The sequence below is a fragment of the Paenibacillus sinopodophylli genome (assembly GCF_005930355.1).
GTDB lineage: Bacteria > Bacillota > Bacilli > Paenibacillales > Paenibacillaceae > Pristimantibacillus > Pristimantibacillus sinopodophylli.
In genome coordinates this window covers 491,640-506,766 of record NZ_VDBO01000001.1, presented here as the reverse complement: position 1 = coordinate 506,766, position 15,127 = coordinate 491,640, and the positions used below count along the sequence as shown (strand labels likewise).

The window sequence follows — 15,127 nt, the reverse complement described above, 5'->3', positions numbered from 1 at the left end:
ACCCCCTTCCTTATGCGGTGAATGTTAAAGTATCTGTACCGTAAACATGGTCGATAGTTGCCGTTATTACGGCTTCATCCATGCCCTGGCGCTGTATCGTTATGTCGCGTACGTCCCGTAACCAGGGGTCGTATATAACGGCTTCCCTTACGGCCCTTTCCATTTCCGAAAGCTTCGCAGCGGTCGGAAGATCCGATATTCGAATATTATCTACATCGCTGCCATAGGTATGGCCCCGGCTTTCTTCTACTTCCGGGTCGGCTGCGTAAATTAAAAAAAGCCCGCGAATAGTCTGCTGGGCTTTTATTACAATTTGTTCTACTGCTTCCGCGCCTGTGGCCGTTCGTACCTTGCCCGAAGCGTCGGTAGCGAATTCCCCAGCCTGCCAGTCGTATACCGGGGTTTTTCGGTTGTCTTTACTTGCCATGAATACCGCCCCCTTAATACTTGTTAAGAATGATATAGCTTACCTGGCTGCCGTCCCATGTCGGCGCTATCGCCACCCTATCACCATTTGCCAGCGTAAGCCCGTTAGGCTTTGTAGCGCTGTAAGTCGCCGCCATTCCGTCAGGCTTTACTTTACTACCGTCCCAGGTAGCCATAACCAGGCCCCCGTTAAGCTTCGCCAGGATAGCCCAGCGGTTACTACCACCTTCGCCCCCGGCTACTGGGAAAGCTAGCAGTTGGTCGCCTTCACGTAGCGGATAGCAGTCTACTGGAATTTCGAATATATCCAGCCCTAGGGCCAGCTTCGTACCCTGCATAACTAAAGTAATAGGGTCGGGGTCAGAAGTCTTTACTACTACAACATGCAGGCCATTTTCCCCATCGCTACTGCTCATAAATCGAAGAAGTTGTAATAGCGCTACGGTCTTGTCAGTATTTTTTGCCATCCTTACCGCCCCCTACTTCTTACCGTCTAGGCCGTACTTCGTAATAAGCCCCTTCATTTCGTCGTTATAGACTTGTGTTTCGCTTACGCCCTTACCTTTACCGTCTTTGGAAGTCGCTTTTTTCTTTCTCGGCTTCTTTATCTTTTTACCGTTTGCTGTATAGTCCTTCGTGTCGTCTTCGGCGCTATCAAATGGTACAGGCGGTAATCCTGGTGCTTCTTCGACGTCAAAAACCATCGTAATACGTCGGCTGCTTTGGAAGGTATGTTCTACACGGCGAATATAATAAGGGCCTAGCGCCTGGGTTAGATCGTCTTCTACGTAAATAACGTCGCCTACGTGGAAGACAGGCATTACCATGTCGTCGTTAACGCCTTCGATACCGATAGACGCTTTAATCTTTACGCCTTCTTCCAGCATGGCCGCTGCATCAGATTCCATAGTCTTTTCGTGATCTTTGTCTACTTCTTCGAAGCGTGTTCTGGCCCCGAAGTTCTCTATGGATTTTTCGTCAAATTGTACGACAGTCTTACCCGTTTCCCGGTTAACCAACTTAACTACGTTGTAGTGATCTTCTAGGCTTTCTTCGTACTTCGCAGCTGTCATATTTACGCCACGCTGGAAGGCCCACATTTCAGTTGGCATTTTCCTCTCGAAGATCGTAGCCCCGAAGTCTGTTACCGAAGGGTCGAAGCGCAGCCAATACTTCTTACCTCCACCCCTAGAAGTTTTTACCAGGCCGTCGATTATAACTTTATCGCCTTCGGCCTTCTTATAAAAAGACGCTGGAAGAACTACCCCTGTAGGGGCAAGTTTACCACGCACTACGCCGACGTTTTTTAAGACTTCTTCTGCTCGTTGACTTGCTGTAAGGCCCCCCGCGAAGTAGTAGTCGTCGGGATTTTTAACCAGGAAATACAGCGGGTCGTAAACCTTGTATGTTATTGTTCCTTTAGCTTCCCAGCCCCTAACTTCCAGGAATCCAAAAAATTCACGCCTTTCACCTACAAATAGTTCGACTGATTGGCCTAAATAATTTACCAGGCCTTCGGCAGCTTGCAGTTGGAAGTCCAGCGAACGGCAAGACGCTTCTATATCGTCCGTAATTCTAGGCGGTGATGAAAGCAACGGTGCTAAATCTTGCATATTAATAACCAGGCGCAGGGTCATAGCTTATATACCTGGCCTGGTTTTATTAAATTCGGGTTAGGGCCGATTACCGCTTTATTGTCTTCATAAATCGTTTTCCAGGGCTTCGGTACTTTCTTACCAATAAGCGCCAGTGTGTCGCCACTTACTACGGTGTATGTAGCCGAAGTAGCAGCCGAAGACGCGGGGGCTGGTCTGTCTTCGGCTGTTTGCCCAGTAGATACTGGCGTACCGTCGGGCTTAACCTTCTTCGGGGCCAGCTTTATATATTCAGTAAAGTTTACCGCGTAATATATGTCGCCTTCCGCGCCCCGCAGCTTCGGCTTAAACGATTGTAAAAACATAGTTTTATTAATTCCGAAGGCCGCTATTATTACCTGTAAACTTGCGCCGTTATCTTTCCAGGAAGAAAACTGGTTTCGATAAGATACTGGTGCTTTAAGCAGGCCAGGGCCGACGGCGCAGTAGCTGGGGTCGTGCCTGGCTGGGAAGAAAGATTCCCAGCTGATGTTGTCTAGTTCTACGCCTGCGGGTATGGATACCGTCCCTAGGTCTAAAATATCTACGGTTATCGGCCTTTGATCGCCGTCGTCGTAGGCTATTTCACCCCCCGTCGGCAGTACTGGGATCGTTATGCTTTTCCCGGTTTCGTTGTCTTTTATGGTTATTTCGACTTTGATACCTGGTAAGGTCATACAAGCGCCCCCTTATCTGCCGACGTAAGAATAGCAACTGCTTCCTTCGCCCTTGTGTGAAGGCGGTCGATAAATTGGTCTACCAGGTCGTCGGCATTGTCGCCTGCTTTCGCGTGTAATTCTATCTTCCCTACCAGGCTGGCTACGTTTATATCACCGTTTGCCTTCGCTGCCGGGGCGGCTACGGTGCTAACGCCCGTTGGTGCAATATTCGTACCAGCAGCACTAAACGACGCGCCAGCGGCCATTGTAGACCCGCTGGCAGTAGCCGTTACATTCATACCCATGTTAGTACCAGCGAAAGCATTGCTTACAGCGTCTTGGAGTGCGCCCTGCTGCTTGTTTACGCCAGTTGCTAGGGTAGTCATTACCGCGCCCCCGCTATACGTTAGCTGGGAAAGTGGGCCCTTTTTCGCGTCAGAGAATGGCAGGAATTCGCGCACCTTTTCCATAACGCCTTCAATTGCTTTTACCGGGGCCATAGCCATACTTTTTATCCCGTCTACCAGGGTCGTAATGATAGCCTTACCCGAATCGTAGAACAGGCTTCCCAAGCCGCCCAGGAAGTCTATAATACCGTTCCATATGCCTTCGAATACGCTTTTTATTCCTTCCCAGGCCATTTTCCAGTCACCCGTAAGTAGGCCTAACGCCGTCTGTATCAGCCCCGATATAATCGCCCAGGCGATGCTTATAATGCTGGTAATCGTATTCCATACGAATTTAACGACGGCCATAATTACCTGGAAGCCGCCGACAATGATACTGCCAATTGTACTTAACGCGGCCATAATATAAGGCCCTAAGAGCGTCCAGGTTGCCATTATGATTACGAAGGCCGCTAAAATGATTTTACTTATCGCAGGCCATATTGCCGTAACCCAGTTAAGAACTTTAGTAAAGGCCCCGACAATAGACGTCGCTATCTTTACGACTACAGGAATTAATGCTGCTGCCAACTGGGCTATGACTTTGTATACCACCATAATAGCGGGCCATAAGATCGTAGTTACCGCCCAAGCTATGATACCTACCAACATAAGAACCGTCGGCGCAATTGCTTTAAAAAAGTTATAAATGGCAGCGCCTAGTGGTATAGCTACTGCCATTATCGACTTAAAGGTATTTACGGCTACTGAAAGTAGTAACTTAACCGTCGGTATGACGTTCTTCTGTACGGCTTCCCACATATGAAGCACCGTATTTTGTATCATAGGCCATACGCGTTTAGTAACCGATTGGACAAACTTAAAACCGTTTACCAGGTCATTTATTACGCCCATTGCGATACCCGAAACAGTCGGCCAGTATTTTGCTGCTAGCTGTTGTATCCAACGGAAAGCTGTCCCTAGGGCGTTTATTACGGTTAGCGCTACGGCCTTTATGGTAGGCCAGTATTTTATGGCCTGCTGAACAACCCATCGAAAAGCCGATACTAGGGCGTTTAGCGTGGAGATGGCCGTATTTTTAATGGTCGGCCAGTATTTTATGGCCGTTGCACCTATCCAGGCGAAGGCCTTTACTAGCTGGTCAGCCATGTACCGGGCCCCAGTAACTACCTTAAATACCGCCTGAATGAATTTCAGACTAAAGCCCATATCGAACAGCTTCGTAGGATCGGATTTTGTAAAAATGTCTACAATAGCCTGGCCGAATTTTTTAGCTGTGTTCCACATTTCCAGCAACTTCGTCTTCGCGCCATCTATACCACCGTTCATTTTTATAAATAGTCCGATAAGCAACCCTACGGCTAAAATAACCCAGCCTATTGGATTCGTAAGCATGGCCGCCGATAGCAGCCGCATAGCAATAGTAGCGGCAATTGTATATGTCCGCATAGCGGTCATTGCACCGACTACCGCGCCTATGGCAATAGCCACGCCCTGTACGAACGGCTTTATGTCCTGCCAGTTTGTCTTAATGTATTGGAAGACAGGGGCGCTGGCATTCTTGGCGGCTCGAAAGGCCCCTACAATCACTTTCTGCGCGTAAGCCATTTCGTTACCTACGACGGCCCCAAGTTGGTGTACTTTACTTATGAAGCGGTCAATGGCTCCACTATCCTGCAATTTGTTTAAGAAATCCAGGTAGTTCTCCAGGTTTTTCTTTGCCTTATCAAAAAGAGGTTTACCCAGGTTTCGCCCTAGCGTCGCTACGAAGTCAGAAGCATTGGAAATCATCCCTTTATAGCTTGTCGCTTGCATAGCCATACCGCCCTTAAATCGCTTTTCCATTAGAGCGAATAACGCAGCATTGAAGGCGGTCACATCCGTTATACTGCCCTTGCTATCAATCGGTGTACTGCCTAGTAGCTTCGCCTGTTCCTCTATCATTTTCTTTGTTATACCGAATTCTTTCAGCCGTTCAAGTTCCCCGGTCTGTGCATCGGCTACAGCTTCGACGGCTTGAATGAGGTCTTTACCCATGACGCTTGCCATATCGCCGACAATCCCCAGCGTTTTCTTTGCGTTAATGCCGTATGCCGCCATTTTCGTGGTCGCTTCGACTACCTGTGGAATTTCGAAGGGGGTCTGTGCGGCGAATTTATTAGCCCAGGTGAGCGTTTTCGTCGCTTCTTCCGCGCTTCCTAGTACGACGGTTAACGTATTTTGGTATTGTTCCATATCCGCATTCGACCCTATCAGCCAGTCGAAGGCTTTTTTACCAGCTGCGATACCGCCCAGGGCTACTGCCAAGGCCCCCAGTTTTCCTATCAGCCCGTCGGCGCTAGTTGCCGCGCCCCGCATACTGTCACGGAAGCCGTTTGTATTTCGGTTCGCTTCTCTTATACCCCGTGTAAAGTCGTTATCGAAGTAATTAAGCCGTATCCCCATGGTAAACTCACGCGACAATTTAGTACCCCCCTTCGCCTATTTCTTCTTAGCTGCTTTTTGTTCTTCTTTTATTTTTAGCATTGTAGCCTGGTAGATAAATTCCCTCTCGAATGGCGGTAGGGCTAGTATTTCCGACGGAAACTTACCTTTGTCGTTCCATATGTAGCCCAGTAGTTTTGCTTCGCCATTCGATTTTAGGAGTTTTTTACGGATTCCTGCGTTTCCTTCGCGGCTTTTTGTCCGAATCCGCTATCGCCCTGGATTTTTACGGCGAAGTTAATAATTTCCCCTGGTGACAGTAGAATACTGATTGCTTCGTCGGCAGTTGTTACTGGCGGCTTACCTTCTTTAGCGTTCGCTTCTGTCAACTTTTCCAGCAGCGCCTTACTAGCAAAAGTAAAGTTGCTTCGCGTATCTTTGTGTACAGCTGCGATTACCACGCGCGCCATCATTTTATCGTCGTCTACTTCGGGTTCCATACCACCTGTGCCGTTAGGTGTCATTTTTACACAGTCCTTTTTAATCTGCTTGTACTCGACCGAATCAATAGCCGTATAGGGTACATCGCCTAGCTTGTCTACTTCGAATTCGCCCTGCTTAATTGCTGTGAGTTCCGCAGCGTCTTTACCTAGTACGTCCTCTAAAGAAAAGAATTTTTTTACGTTTGCCATGTTTGTTTACCATCCTTTCGACTGTTGGGAAATTAAAAAGGGGCTAGCATTTAGCCGCCCCTTTCATCTTTATATCTTTACTTCTTTACTAGATCGTTTGTACGTAGTTGAAAGCGTCGAAGGTGAAGTCCAGTGATACCTCTACGTTACTGTCTACTGCGAAGTGCATAAGCGGCGCGCTATCGAAGCTTACACCGCGAAGCAGTACCGCTTCCTGGCCCCGGCTTGTCGGATCTGCTAAGACGCCACGAAATACGAATTTAGCCGTAGGGTTATCAGCTATTTTCTTTTGTAGGCGGCTGTCGATTTTAAGGAAAGTCATACTACCGCTACCAGTCCCACCCATTACTTTATGAGTACTTAAAAACTGACCAGGTAACTGAATTTCTTCTTTAGCAAATTCGACGTTTGCTTCGAATTCCTGTACGGTTTGGTTTTCCTGGCCGTTTTCGTCGTACAGGTGACCATACTTACCGTTAATAATTTCATTGCCGTCAATGTTAGCCATTTATATATACGCCCCCTCTCTTAAAATTTCACGCCGAATTTTTGATAGATTTTTTCCATAGAATCGGTCGGCCAATATTCGGAGTAGAAGAAGGCTTCGTCGATTTTCGGGTTTTTGCTGGCTTTGTCGCTGTGGTAGTCAGGGTCTTCCTTGTAGGAATAGGAAGGCTGGATAATTTCGTCACGTACAAGGCCCCGGAAGAATTCGTCCTCAATTGTTGCAGCGAATGCCTGGCGGGCTGCCGTCGTATTTGACTTTGTTTTTTTGTATTCGTCGCCAAATGATTCAGTAGCGCGGTTAACATAGTCGATAGTTCGAGATACGCGCATTTTACGCATTTCCAGCTTTTCGTCGCCTGTTACTGCTGAAAGAGTATTTACGCCTTCGTCAATTACCACTTTGCCGCCCTTCGTGATAAATAGAAGTGTACCCTTTTGCTTCGCCAGGATACGGTTAGCCCTCGTAAGCTGCGTCTTCGAATTGACTGCCGTAAATGGCGTTACTTGGTCGGTTACGCTTGTGTTAAGCGGACGGCTGCAAGAGAAAGCCGCTGCGAAGATCGCCATATCTGCCGAAGTGTAGCCATCGCAACCATTACCTACGTTGACAATTCCGCGATAGTTAATTGATACACTTTTCGCGTTTGGCAGGGTTAAGTCTGTATCCCAGCCTGCTACGCCACCCCGGTAAGCTTCCAGGTATAGGCCTTCGCCACGTACCCGCTTTACCCAGGTTTCCAGTACCGTTAAAATAGATTCGTCAGTTGCACCATCAAGTGCTACCGCGTTCGCTGTACCGTCTGTTTCAACTTCCGTAAGGAAGGCGATATATTCAGTTACAGTTGGTGCTGCGCCATTGTTACCATCTGCGAATACTACGCCTGCCGTATTAGAAGGCAAGTTCGTACCCTGTACTTTAACCCGAACTACAGGGCTGGCTGCTAATTTAGCTGCTAAGCCTGCTACAGTGTCAGATTCGTCACCCCATAGAACGACGCCAGCTTCGACGATCTCTACGCGGGTAGTGCCTACTGCAACGCCTGCCTTAACGACAGCTGTAAAAGCGCGGTCAGAATGGTATAAGGTTTCCAGCGTCCATGCCGTACCTGAAGCTACTGCCAGAATAGCCGTACCTTTCGCCGCAGATGCTACCGCCAGACGATAGCCTAGCAGGGTATTCGGCTTGTAAGTCGCGTCGGCGTAAGCCAAGTCGTAGACTTTGTTCGCCGTAAAGGCCGTACCGTCTGCGTTATATGTGTCGTTAAAATCCTTCGCCGAAGCGTAAGGCAGCAGTTGGTTAATTGGCCCCCAGTTTGCTGTAAACGGGAAAGCCGCTACGCCAATTTCCGCGCTAGGCCCTTGGCTAGAAGTGGCCTTTACTAGCGAATACACGCCGCTTAATTCCTGGCTTTGGCCTTCTGTGTATGTTCCTGCCATTTTGGTTTATTCCCCTTTCGTATCGTCTTTCACTGTTTCCACTGTTTCCGTTATTTCTGTCGTTTCTGTCGTTTCTGTCGTTTCTGTCGTTACAGTCTTCGTTTTGAATTTTTCTAGTCTCGTTTCGGCTTCATCCCTGGTAATAGCTTCCGTAACACCATAGAGCGCCCCGGCCATAAGTTCGGGCGAAGCGCCGAAGTGTGCCGCTCCTGCGATAAGATCAGAAGGCATAAAAATAGCAGGCGCCCCGGCCTGCTCTCTCTTACTCTGTTTCATCCTGTAGCCCCTTTCTTACCCTGGTGGGTTGTAGTGTGGATTCGTAATTACGGTCGAAGCAGCTGGCGGGTCTACTGGTCGGTTACGGCTGTATGTTGCTTCGTATTCGACGCTGAAAGGAACGTCTAAGGCTTCGCTTGTTTCAAAGCGAACCGTAACTTCTTTCAGCTTGCCGATTACAGTGCCTGTACGGTCGAATACTTCCAGTAGGCCGTCGCGGTCTTCCAGGTCTAGCTGTAAGCGGGCCTGGTAGTCCAGCAGCTTCAGCAGATCGGCAGCGAATAGCCGCCCGTATTGCCGCACCTTATTTACGAAGACGTAGCGGCTAATATTTCTATCGCGGCTACGCTGCGGCGCTTCCCATAGGATAACGGGCCGGGCTACGGTAGGTGGGGCAGCCGATAGAAGCATACTGCTAAGTCCTGCCGTAGCCTTTACCCAGCGGGTTATAGCTTCCAGTTCGTACGTAAAGTAGTTTTCCATGCCTGCCCCCCTAACTAAATAGCTTTTGATACAGCCTGCGGAATTCGTATTCCAAAATAGCGCCCAGGTCGTTTTCCAGGTCGTCCATTGCCCTTTCGAACATATGGCGGCCCGGAATAACTTTACCCGAAAGGATAATACCCCTGTGATGCTGCGGGATATAGTGAAAAGTCCCACTGCGCCATTCCCCCGGTACATACTGCCCGCGTGTCATAGTCCATCCGTCATTAACCTGTTCCGCATATGGGACGGCTGTACCGACGAAGACGTAGCCCCGGTTCCCGGCTTGCAGCTTAAATACGTTATCCGGGCCGCCCATTGACATACTACCGCGTAAGCGTCCCGTTCTTACGGGCGTATAGTCGTCCAGGTGTTCCAGCGCCCGAAGGCCCGAAGAACGAAGGATACGGCTTTGGGTATTCTTTACTTCCGTATTTTCCAGGCTTACCAGCCATTTCTGCCATTCTTTCAAGCCACTTTGTTCCAAAACACGCCGCGCCATTTTAGCCGCCCAACCATGTTACGCCGTTGTCAGCCTGGGCTGTATTAGCCGCTTCAAAGGCTTTTTTATACGGCAGTAGCATTTTATCGACGGCAGAAAGCGGGTCACTGTTCGCTTTTTCCCGGCTAAAGGAAGAAGCCGGGGCGCTTTCGGTAATAATCCCAGTAACATTGTCAGTCTGCGAAGTCTGCCCTTCGGCCAGGATTTCGAAGGCCGTAGAAACGATAAATTTTAGGTTATCGTCTACCGTAGGCGGGTAGCCGCCGATTACACCGTAACAATAAGCATTAGCGCGTCCCAGGTACTTCGTTACGTCGCCTTCGGCCATGCTGTTAGGGTAATAGGTCGGCAGTTCCGCAGCAGTAAGAAAAGCCGTCATACGTAGCCCCCCTTACTTAATAAGCGCAGCTGCGAAGCCCTGGGCGATTACAGCCGCGATAATTACGGGCTTCGTCGCGTCGTAGGCCAGGTCTACGCCTACTTCTTTAGCTGCGGCGTACAGTTCGTCGCGCTTGTACTGCGCGTTCAAGGCTTCCGTTTGCTTTTCTTCCTCGGTCGGGTCATTGGCGCCCGCGTTCGGGTTGAAAGTCTTTACTTCTTCGCCGCCTTCTGCGTGGCCCGATTCGATAAGCGAAGCGGCGCTAATTTCGCTTAGTTCCAGTTCTGTACCGACGGCTACTTCTACGCCTGCGAAGCTTACGCCCTGGGCGATAATCAATACTTTTTTAAGCATTTCCTCTACTCCCTTTCGACTTTCCCGTATATTTACCCGGCCAGGAAAGGCCGGGCATTACTTCTTATTTCCAGATAATTATGCTAGTACCGTAGTCTGCATAATGAGGTCGGGGTTACTGATTTTCGGGAAGCTGGAAGCTACGACGTTAATAACCGAACGTGTCGGCATTTTAAGGTCGATAGTTTCGGCGAAAATACCCGGCTTCATTTCGTTTTCAATTGTCGGCCCCATAAGTTGCTGGCCGATTTCGCCGCCTTCGCGTAAGAATACGCCTTTTTTCGCGTTTAGCAGGCGGGCAGAAGTGCGCGAACCATTGTTAAGGTCGCGGTATGTTACCTGGCTGTCCCATGCCTCTACGCCAGGCATGTTACGGCCTGTAAGGAAAGCATTAAGTTCAGTAATGGTAATAAGCTTGTCCGACAGTCCAGTAATTTGCTTACGTACCAGGGTATCGTTCAGCATTTTGTTAATTACAGCGGTCGAAGTCATGTAAAGCGCAGGCCCTACACCGTTAAGTGCGATATAAGCAGCTACCCAAGCTTCGTAATCGGCAATAATTGTAGGCGAAATGTCGTCCCATTTAACGGCTGCTGTCTTTTTGTTAGACGCCTGGATACCAAAGTCTACCGTAAGTAGCACACCGTCTTTGTTGTAAGTAAGCGTACCTTCGGTAAGTGCCTGCGCGCCCATCCATTCGATACGCGCATCTACGTTTTGTCGAATCTGTACCGTTTTACCCAGCAATTGCGTTTCTGCCAGGGTACGGCGGGTAGTGTCACTAGATTTATCCATAAGCGCACCCAGTTCTTCCTTCGTTACCAGGTAGCCTTGTGCAATATCCGCGATTTCCCCGGATACTTTACGCATAGGGTCGCGGTCAGTTAAAGGCACTTCGGCCAGCGTCGATACGATATTCGCCATATCAGCCTGGCGCGTTACATAACTTTCGTGGAATTTAGTTTCGAAAGTCTCCTGGCGCGGTAAGAAGCGGCCCATAATGAAGTCGGCTTTTACCGGGATTTCTTGAATAAAACGTGTGAAAAGCGGGTTACTGAATTTGTCGCTATACTGTGCTAATCCTGCCATTGCTGTATTCCCCCTGTGGGTTTATTTTGTTTGGTGCGCTGGATACCTGGCCCCGGATACTAACAAACTACCAGCGCGCTTACCGGGTCGCATTAAAAAAGGCTGCGGGATTCGCAGCCCTTCTCATTACAGCGATACGTATCGAATCTGCGGCGTAGCCGCCTTAAAGCCTGCGGTAAAGCCGATTAGCTGGCCTTCGTATACTGCGCCTACGATAAGTGCCTGGCCGAAGATTACGTCGGGGTTACTCCCGTCGTCCTTCGCTGTAAATTTAATGGACTGGTCAAGAATTACCGGGTTATCGTGGGTAGTTGGTATATTACCCGCAGCATCTACGACGCCCCCCGCATTGTATGGTACGTATTTCTTTGTCGCTTTCTCACGTACAAGGCATTGGCCTTCTAGGATGAGCGCCCCAGCTGCGAATTTTGTACCGTCCAACGTACCGCCTACAGGCATTACCTGATAGTGCGCGCTGGCTTTAATCTCTTTACTGCCTAGTACCGAAGCTTTTCGGATTTGACCGTCATAAGTTCCTGGCATGTGTAATTCCTCTTTTCACAAGTAGTTTTAATTTCTTTACTTTCCGGCGTCCGTCTTAATGCCAACGCTAGTAAGCATAGCAGCCAGTGTAGCGTCTTCTTTAGACTTGTTAGCTGCTTTACCGCCACCAGCGCCGCCGCCTGGGGGTTTCCCCTTGAAGCCGTCGCCCTTATTGCCCTGGTCACCTTCATTCCCATGGTCGTCTTCCCCAGCGCCTTCGTCGGCTGCTTTGAATAGGTTTGGTTCAGCTTTTGCAAGCTTCCGCAATACCAGTTCTACGCTACGCTTTTCGGGTATGTCGTTTTCGTCGTACTCGATTTCGTCGGCATAGTCACGGAGGGCGCGTACTACCTGGTTAGGATTAACCGGGGTAAATTGGCCGCCTACGTTTCGAAGTACCGCGTTTTCCAGCGAGAGGTTTTTAAGCTGCTCACCTATTGTCTTCGCCTTGCCTGCATCCTTACGAAGTGTCGCTAGTTCAGCTTCGGTAATACCTTCGGGCTTCGTGCCGTCGCCTTTTACCAGGCTAACTACGTGCGCCATTAGGCCCTTATTATCTACGTCCAGTTCGATACCCGCGGCTTTTAATTCTTTACGCAGCAGGGTACGCGACTTAGTTACTACGATTCGGTCTACGTCTTCCTGGCTGTAAATGAGTTCTCCGCCTTCCGGGGCTTTAGGGTCAAATTTTAAGGCTGCGTCGTGTTCTTCCTGGTTAATTACTTCGTCTTCCAGACCTTCGGCTACCTTCGCGTCGTAAACGTCCTTCGTAATCTTTCCAGCGCGGTATCTTTCTTGCAATTTTTTCAGCCAGTCCATAACTGTATTCCTTCCAGCGCAGTAATAAGGGCTGCCCCTATATGCGCCCCATTTTTTCGATATGGGTAAACGAATTTTTTGGCCCCGGTTTCCGGGTATATAGAAAAGGCCCGCAGCTGTGGAAGCCTGGGGCCTATCTATCGTCTATTAATTTAGATAACGGCCCCAGGGGGCGCGCTACCAGGTTCGGGTACTTCCCCGGTAAATACCGCTTCGGTTAGTACCCGGTCAATAATCAGCATAGCCGATAGGGCGCTGCGTAAGTGCTTCGTTCCTGTCTGCTGCCCTACCGGGCCTACCAGTTCGCCTTCCAGATTAGCAGCTTGTATTAAAACCATACGAATAGCTAATTGGTTCCCCGAAAGAATGCCGTCTTGCCAGGCTACCCTTACTTCATTAATTCCTAATTTGCCCGCCGCTTCGAATCTCATACTGATGCAAGCACCCCCATAATAAAATTATAGTAATCCGGGTCAGTGTCAATCCTGTGGGTTCCCGTAAAGATGCTTTCAGCCCCCATAGTAAATATTTCGAAGTATGAAGTTTCCTTATTTCCGTAATCCTTACCCATATACCGCGATAAGAATTTATCAAAACGCGCGACTTCACTTTTACTATACCCAGAATTCGGTAAACCTTTTCCTATCCATTCCAAGTCTTCGCCAGCTGTCCGTCGATCGTAGAACTGCTTTTCCAGCTTCTTGATTTCGGGGCGTATATGTTCGAACCTATGGCCGAATTCATGGACGGCGACACTGGTTAAATCATCTTCTGTAGTCCCGCTTATTTTGAATTCGGAAGAATACCCTTTAGGGCCCCCAGAATAGTAGCCCCTGGTTACTACTTTAGCATCCAGGCTATTAAAACTATGAGAATCATTCAGCCATGCGGTAGGGTAAAATCGCTGCGCCTGTGCTATCGCTACTTTTGCCTTAGTATGGCTGCCTGCATCCCATTTATGGGCTTTCTTGCTACCCATTGGTCTAATTTCGGTTAGCGCTTCTACCGCAGCGTTAGCCCTAATGCCCGCCAGTTCTTTTTTCGCCTTTGCTATTACCTCGCGCTTGGCAGCCAGTTCCTTGTTCACATTGCCATACTTCTTCATATACTCGTCGTACAGTTGCAAAAATGAGGGGTCGCTCGAATCCATAGCATTCAACCGCAAGGCGAAGTCGTTGGCTCCTTTAAAAAGGGTGTCTACTTCTGCTGTTAATTCGTCTATGTTTTGCTGCATGACTGGGGCTACATCCTTTACGCGCCTTTCAACTTCCTTGCGAATAAGGTCGCCGACTTCGCGGGCCTTTTCTTCCGTCACGACGCCCCCTGCAATAAGCTGCGTTACCGGGGCGGCCCAGGTAGCGGCGGCTACCGCTTTAGCAGTTGCCGCCGAAGCCCCTTTTACCAGGGCAGGGCTTTTACCTCGTTCGTCTCGACGAAGGTAACGCCTTGGGTCGTCATTACGCAGCCTGTCGTCTAAATCTATACCGCGTTCCTTTGCGTATGCTCGATAATCCTTCGCGTTTGTGTAAATATTTTCGCCGAAGTTCGTCGGCGTATCGCCGTCGCCCCTTGCTATGCGTTCCCCTTCTCGCACACCCAATGAAGCAAGAACAGGACTCCATTTACATCGGCAATTAGGATGATTCGGGATACGTTCGCCAGGTCTTCCTGGTATTTCTGGGGTATCATAGCCCAGTTCGTATATTTTTCTGTCGTTTGCTGCGTCCTTTGGGGCTGTACGACTATCCAGGGTCGCGTTCCAGCGCTTGCCGTCCAGTACGTCGGCATTCTGCATGAATAAATGGCTTGCGCCTTGGCCTGCTGCCCTGGTCATTTCCGTACGTGCCAGCCTTACGCTATTATAGTAGCCTTCCCCGGCTATATCTTTAATGCGTCTGGCTATTCGTTGGGTATCCCAGCCTTTTTGTACCGCTTCTTCGACGCTTTCCCGCATTTTCAAGCCTAATAACGCGGTATTCGCGCGTAAGCGGTCGCTGTACGTATTGCCGTCGGGCAGCCAAGGGTTAGCCAGTACACCTATTACCTGGGCATGAGTTATAACCGGGGTGAGAATAGCCAGTTGGGCCGCTTGCTGTAAACCGAAAGCATTATAGTAATAGCTGTCAGTATACGTAAACGCCAGGTTATTCGTAAGCTTCCCGGTTTGTTCGGCTTCACGTACATACCGCTGTAGCTTGCCTAAGTGTTCCAGCGCCCGCTGCATATTCCGCATTTTAGCGGCCCGTATAGGCTGCCTGCGAATCGGTACGCCGTTCGCGTCCTGCATTTCTGCTACTATCTTCGCCATTTCTTCGCCTATAACCTTCCCGGCTCGGTTCCAAAATGGTTTTATTTCGGCGGCATACTGTGCGGCCCTCTTGTCCATTATATCGTCGTACTTGTTTACGTGGGCTTCCAGCCGGGCTTCGCGTTCCGCTATGCGCTTATCTAGTGCTTCATTTTTATGCGGCTTCGGATTCGCTGCCATAGCTTACG

18 protein-coding genes are annotated in these 15,127 nt (G+C 49.4%); all 18 read right to left on the bottom strand.

All coding sequences use genetic code 11. From position 1 onward, the window contains the following. Positions 1–10: 10 nt before the first annotated feature. Positions 11–427: a DUF2634 domain-containing protein gene (locus tag FGT79_RS02110; protein WP_138751129.1), complete on the bottom strand. Its 417-nt coding sequence runs from the start codon at positions 425–427 to the stop codon at positions 11–13. Between the two features lie 13 nt (positions 428–440). Beyond that, positions 441–893, bottom strand: a complete 453-nt coding sequence (locus FGT79_RS02105; RefSeq protein ID WP_138751128.1) for a hypothetical protein — start codon at positions 891–893, stop codon at positions 441–443. A gap of 12 nt (positions 894–905) precedes the next feature. Then, entirely contained in the window at positions 906–2,063 is a 1,158-nt protein-coding gene (locus FGT79_RS02100) for an XkdQ/YqbQ family protein (RefSeq protein ID WP_138751127.1), read from the bottom strand. Further along, entirely contained in the window at positions 2,060–2,737 is a 678-nt protein-coding gene (locus tag FGT79_RS02095; RefSeq protein WP_138751126.1) for a LysM peptidoglycan-binding domain-containing protein, read from the bottom strand. Before FGT79_RS02095 ends, FGT79_RS02100 begins: the two co-directional genes overlap by 4 nt. Then, a complete protein-coding gene (locus FGT79_RS02090) occupies positions 2,734–5,589 on the bottom strand; it encodes a tape measure protein (protein ID WP_138751125.1) in 2,856 nt (951 codons plus the stop codon). Before FGT79_RS02090 ends, FGT79_RS02095 begins: the two co-directional genes overlap by 4 nt. A 176-nt stretch (positions 5,590–5,765) precedes the next feature. Then, complete coding sequence (locus tag FGT79_RS02085; protein WP_138751124.1) at positions 5,766–6,242, bottom strand: phage tail assembly chaperone; 477 nt, start codon at positions 6,240–6,242, stop codon at positions 5,766–5,768. A gap of 88 nt (positions 6,243–6,330) precedes the next feature. After that, entirely contained in the window at positions 6,331–6,750 is a 420-nt protein-coding gene (locus FGT79_RS02080; RefSeq protein WP_138751123.1) for a phage tail tube protein, read from the bottom strand. 20 nt (positions 6,751–6,770) lie between these two features. Beyond that, positions 6,771–8,186: a phage tail sheath C-terminal domain-containing protein gene (locus FGT79_RS02075; protein WP_138751122.1), complete on the bottom strand. Its 1,416-nt coding sequence runs from the start codon at positions 8,184–8,186 to the stop codon at positions 6,771–6,773. Between the two features lie 6 nt (positions 8,187–8,192). Beyond that, a complete protein-coding gene (locus tag FGT79_RS02070; protein ID WP_138751121.1) occupies positions 8,193–8,462 on the bottom strand; it encodes a YqzN/YkzM domain-containing protein in 270 nt (89 codons plus the stop codon). Positions 8,463–8,477: 15 nt separating this feature from the next. Further along, positions 8,478–8,945, bottom strand: a complete 468-nt coding sequence (locus FGT79_RS02065; protein WP_138751120.1) for a hypothetical protein — start codon at positions 8,943–8,945, stop codon at positions 8,478–8,480. A 10-nt stretch (positions 8,946–8,955) separates the two neighbouring features. Continuing rightward, on the bottom strand, positions 8,956–9,447 hold the full coding sequence (locus tag FGT79_RS02060) for an HK97 gp10 family phage protein (RefSeq protein ID WP_138751119.1): 492 nt from the start codon (positions 9,445–9,447) through the stop codon (positions 8,956–8,958). Position 9,448: 1 nt separating this feature from the next. Continuing rightward, entirely contained in the window at positions 9,449–9,826 is a 378-nt protein-coding gene (locus FGT79_RS02055; RefSeq protein ID WP_138751118.1) for a hypothetical protein, read from the bottom strand. Positions 9,827–9,838: 12 nt separating this feature from the next. Next, positions 9,839–10,165 (bottom strand): hypothetical protein, encoded by a 327-nt coding sequence (locus FGT79_RS02050; RefSeq protein ID WP_138751117.1) that lies wholly within the window; start codon positions 10,163–10,165, stop codon positions 9,839–9,841. A gap of 93 nt (positions 10,166–10,258) precedes the next feature. Then, a complete protein-coding gene (locus FGT79_RS02045) occupies positions 10,259–11,269 on the bottom strand; it encodes a major capsid protein (protein WP_138751116.1) in 1,011 nt (336 codons plus the stop codon). Between the two features lie 126 nt (positions 11,270–11,395). Then, the gene (locus tag FGT79_RS02040) at positions 11,396–11,812 is read right to left on the bottom strand and encodes a hypothetical protein (protein ID WP_138751115.1); all 417 of its coding nucleotides are present in this window, start codon (positions 11,810–11,812) and stop codon (positions 11,396–11,398) included. A 36-nt stretch (positions 11,813–11,848) separates the two neighbouring features. Next, the gene (locus FGT79_RS02035; protein ID WP_138751114.1) at positions 11,849–12,631 is read right to left on the bottom strand and encodes a hypothetical protein; all 783 of its coding nucleotides are present in this window, start codon (positions 12,629–12,631) and stop codon (positions 11,849–11,851) included. Between the two features lie 152 nt (positions 12,632–12,783). Further along, a complete protein-coding gene (locus FGT79_RS02030; protein WP_138751113.1) occupies positions 12,784–13,062 on the bottom strand; it encodes a hypothetical protein in 279 nt (92 codons plus the stop codon). After that, entirely contained in the window at positions 13,059–15,119 is a 2,061-nt protein-coding gene (locus FGT79_RS02025; RefSeq protein ID WP_212758495.1) for a phage minor head protein, read from the bottom strand. Before FGT79_RS02025 ends, FGT79_RS02030 begins: the two co-directional genes overlap by 4 nt. Between the last annotated feature and the right edge of the window lie 8 nt (positions 15,120–15,127).

What these genes read in the sequence shown, in the direction of transcription:
- FGT79_RS02045 (WP_138751116.1), bottom strand. Translation starts at nt 11,269, where the DNA reads ATGGCAGGATTAGCACAGTATAGCGACAAATTCAGTAACCCGCTTTTC.
- FGT79_RS02030 (WP_138751113.1), bottom strand. Translation starts at nt 13,062, where the DNA reads ATGAGATTCGAAGCGGCGGGCAAATTAGGAATTAATGAAGTAAGGGTA.
- FGT79_RS02110 (WP_138751129.1), bottom strand. Translation starts at nt 427, where the DNA reads ATGGCAAGTAAAGACAACCGAAAAACCCCGGTATACGACTGGCAGGCT.
- FGT79_RS02055 (WP_138751118.1), bottom strand. Translation starts at nt 9,826, where the DNA reads ATGACGGCTTTTCTTACTGCTGCGGAACTGCCGACCTATTACCCTAAC.
- FGT79_RS02060 (WP_138751119.1), bottom strand. Translation starts at nt 9,447, where the DNA reads ATGGCGCGGCGTGTTTTGGAACAAAGTGGCTTGAAAGAATGGCAGAAA.
- FGT79_RS02075 (WP_138751122.1), bottom strand. Translation starts at nt 8,186, where the DNA reads ATGGCAGGAACATACACAGAAGGCCAAAGCCAGGAATTAAGCGGCGTG.
- FGT79_RS02080 (WP_138751123.1), bottom strand. Translation starts at nt 6,750, where the DNA reads ATGGCTAACATTGACGGCAATGAAATTATTAACGGTAAGTATGGTCAC.
- FGT79_RS02025 (WP_212758495.1), bottom strand. Translation starts at nt 15,119, where the DNA reads ATGGCAGCGAATCCGAAGCCGCATAAAAATGAAGCACTAGATAAGCGC.
- FGT79_RS02105 (WP_138751128.1), bottom strand. Translation starts at nt 893, where the DNA reads ATGGCAAAAAATACTGACAAGACCGTAGCGCTATTACAACTTCTTCGA.
- FGT79_RS02035 (WP_138751114.1), bottom strand. Translation starts at nt 12,631, where the DNA reads ATGGACTGGCTGAAAAAATTGCAAGAAAGATACCGCGCTGGAAAGATT.
- FGT79_RS02085 (WP_138751124.1), bottom strand. Translation starts at nt 6,242, where the DNA reads ATGGCAAACGTAAAAAAATTCTTTTCTTTAGAGGACGTACTAGGTAAA.
- FGT79_RS02100 (WP_138751127.1), bottom strand. Translation starts at nt 2,063, where the DNA reads ATGACCCTGCGCCTGGTTATTAATATGCAAGATTTAGCACCGTTGCTT.
- FGT79_RS02040 (WP_138751115.1), bottom strand. Translation starts at nt 11,812, where the DNA reads ATGCCAGGAACTTATGACGGTCAAATCCGAAAAGCTTCGGTACTAGGC.
- FGT79_RS02065 (WP_138751120.1), bottom strand. Translation starts at nt 8,945, where the DNA reads ATGGAAAACTACTTTACGTACGAACTGGAAGCTATAACCCGCTGGGTA.
- FGT79_RS02070 (WP_138751121.1), bottom strand. Translation starts at nt 8,462, where the DNA reads ATGAAACAGAGTAAGAGAGAGCAGGCCGGGGCGCCTGCTATTTTTATG.
- FGT79_RS02095 (WP_138751126.1), bottom strand. Translation starts at nt 2,737, where the DNA reads ATGACCTTACCAGGTATCAAAGTCGAAATAACCATAAAAGACAACGAA.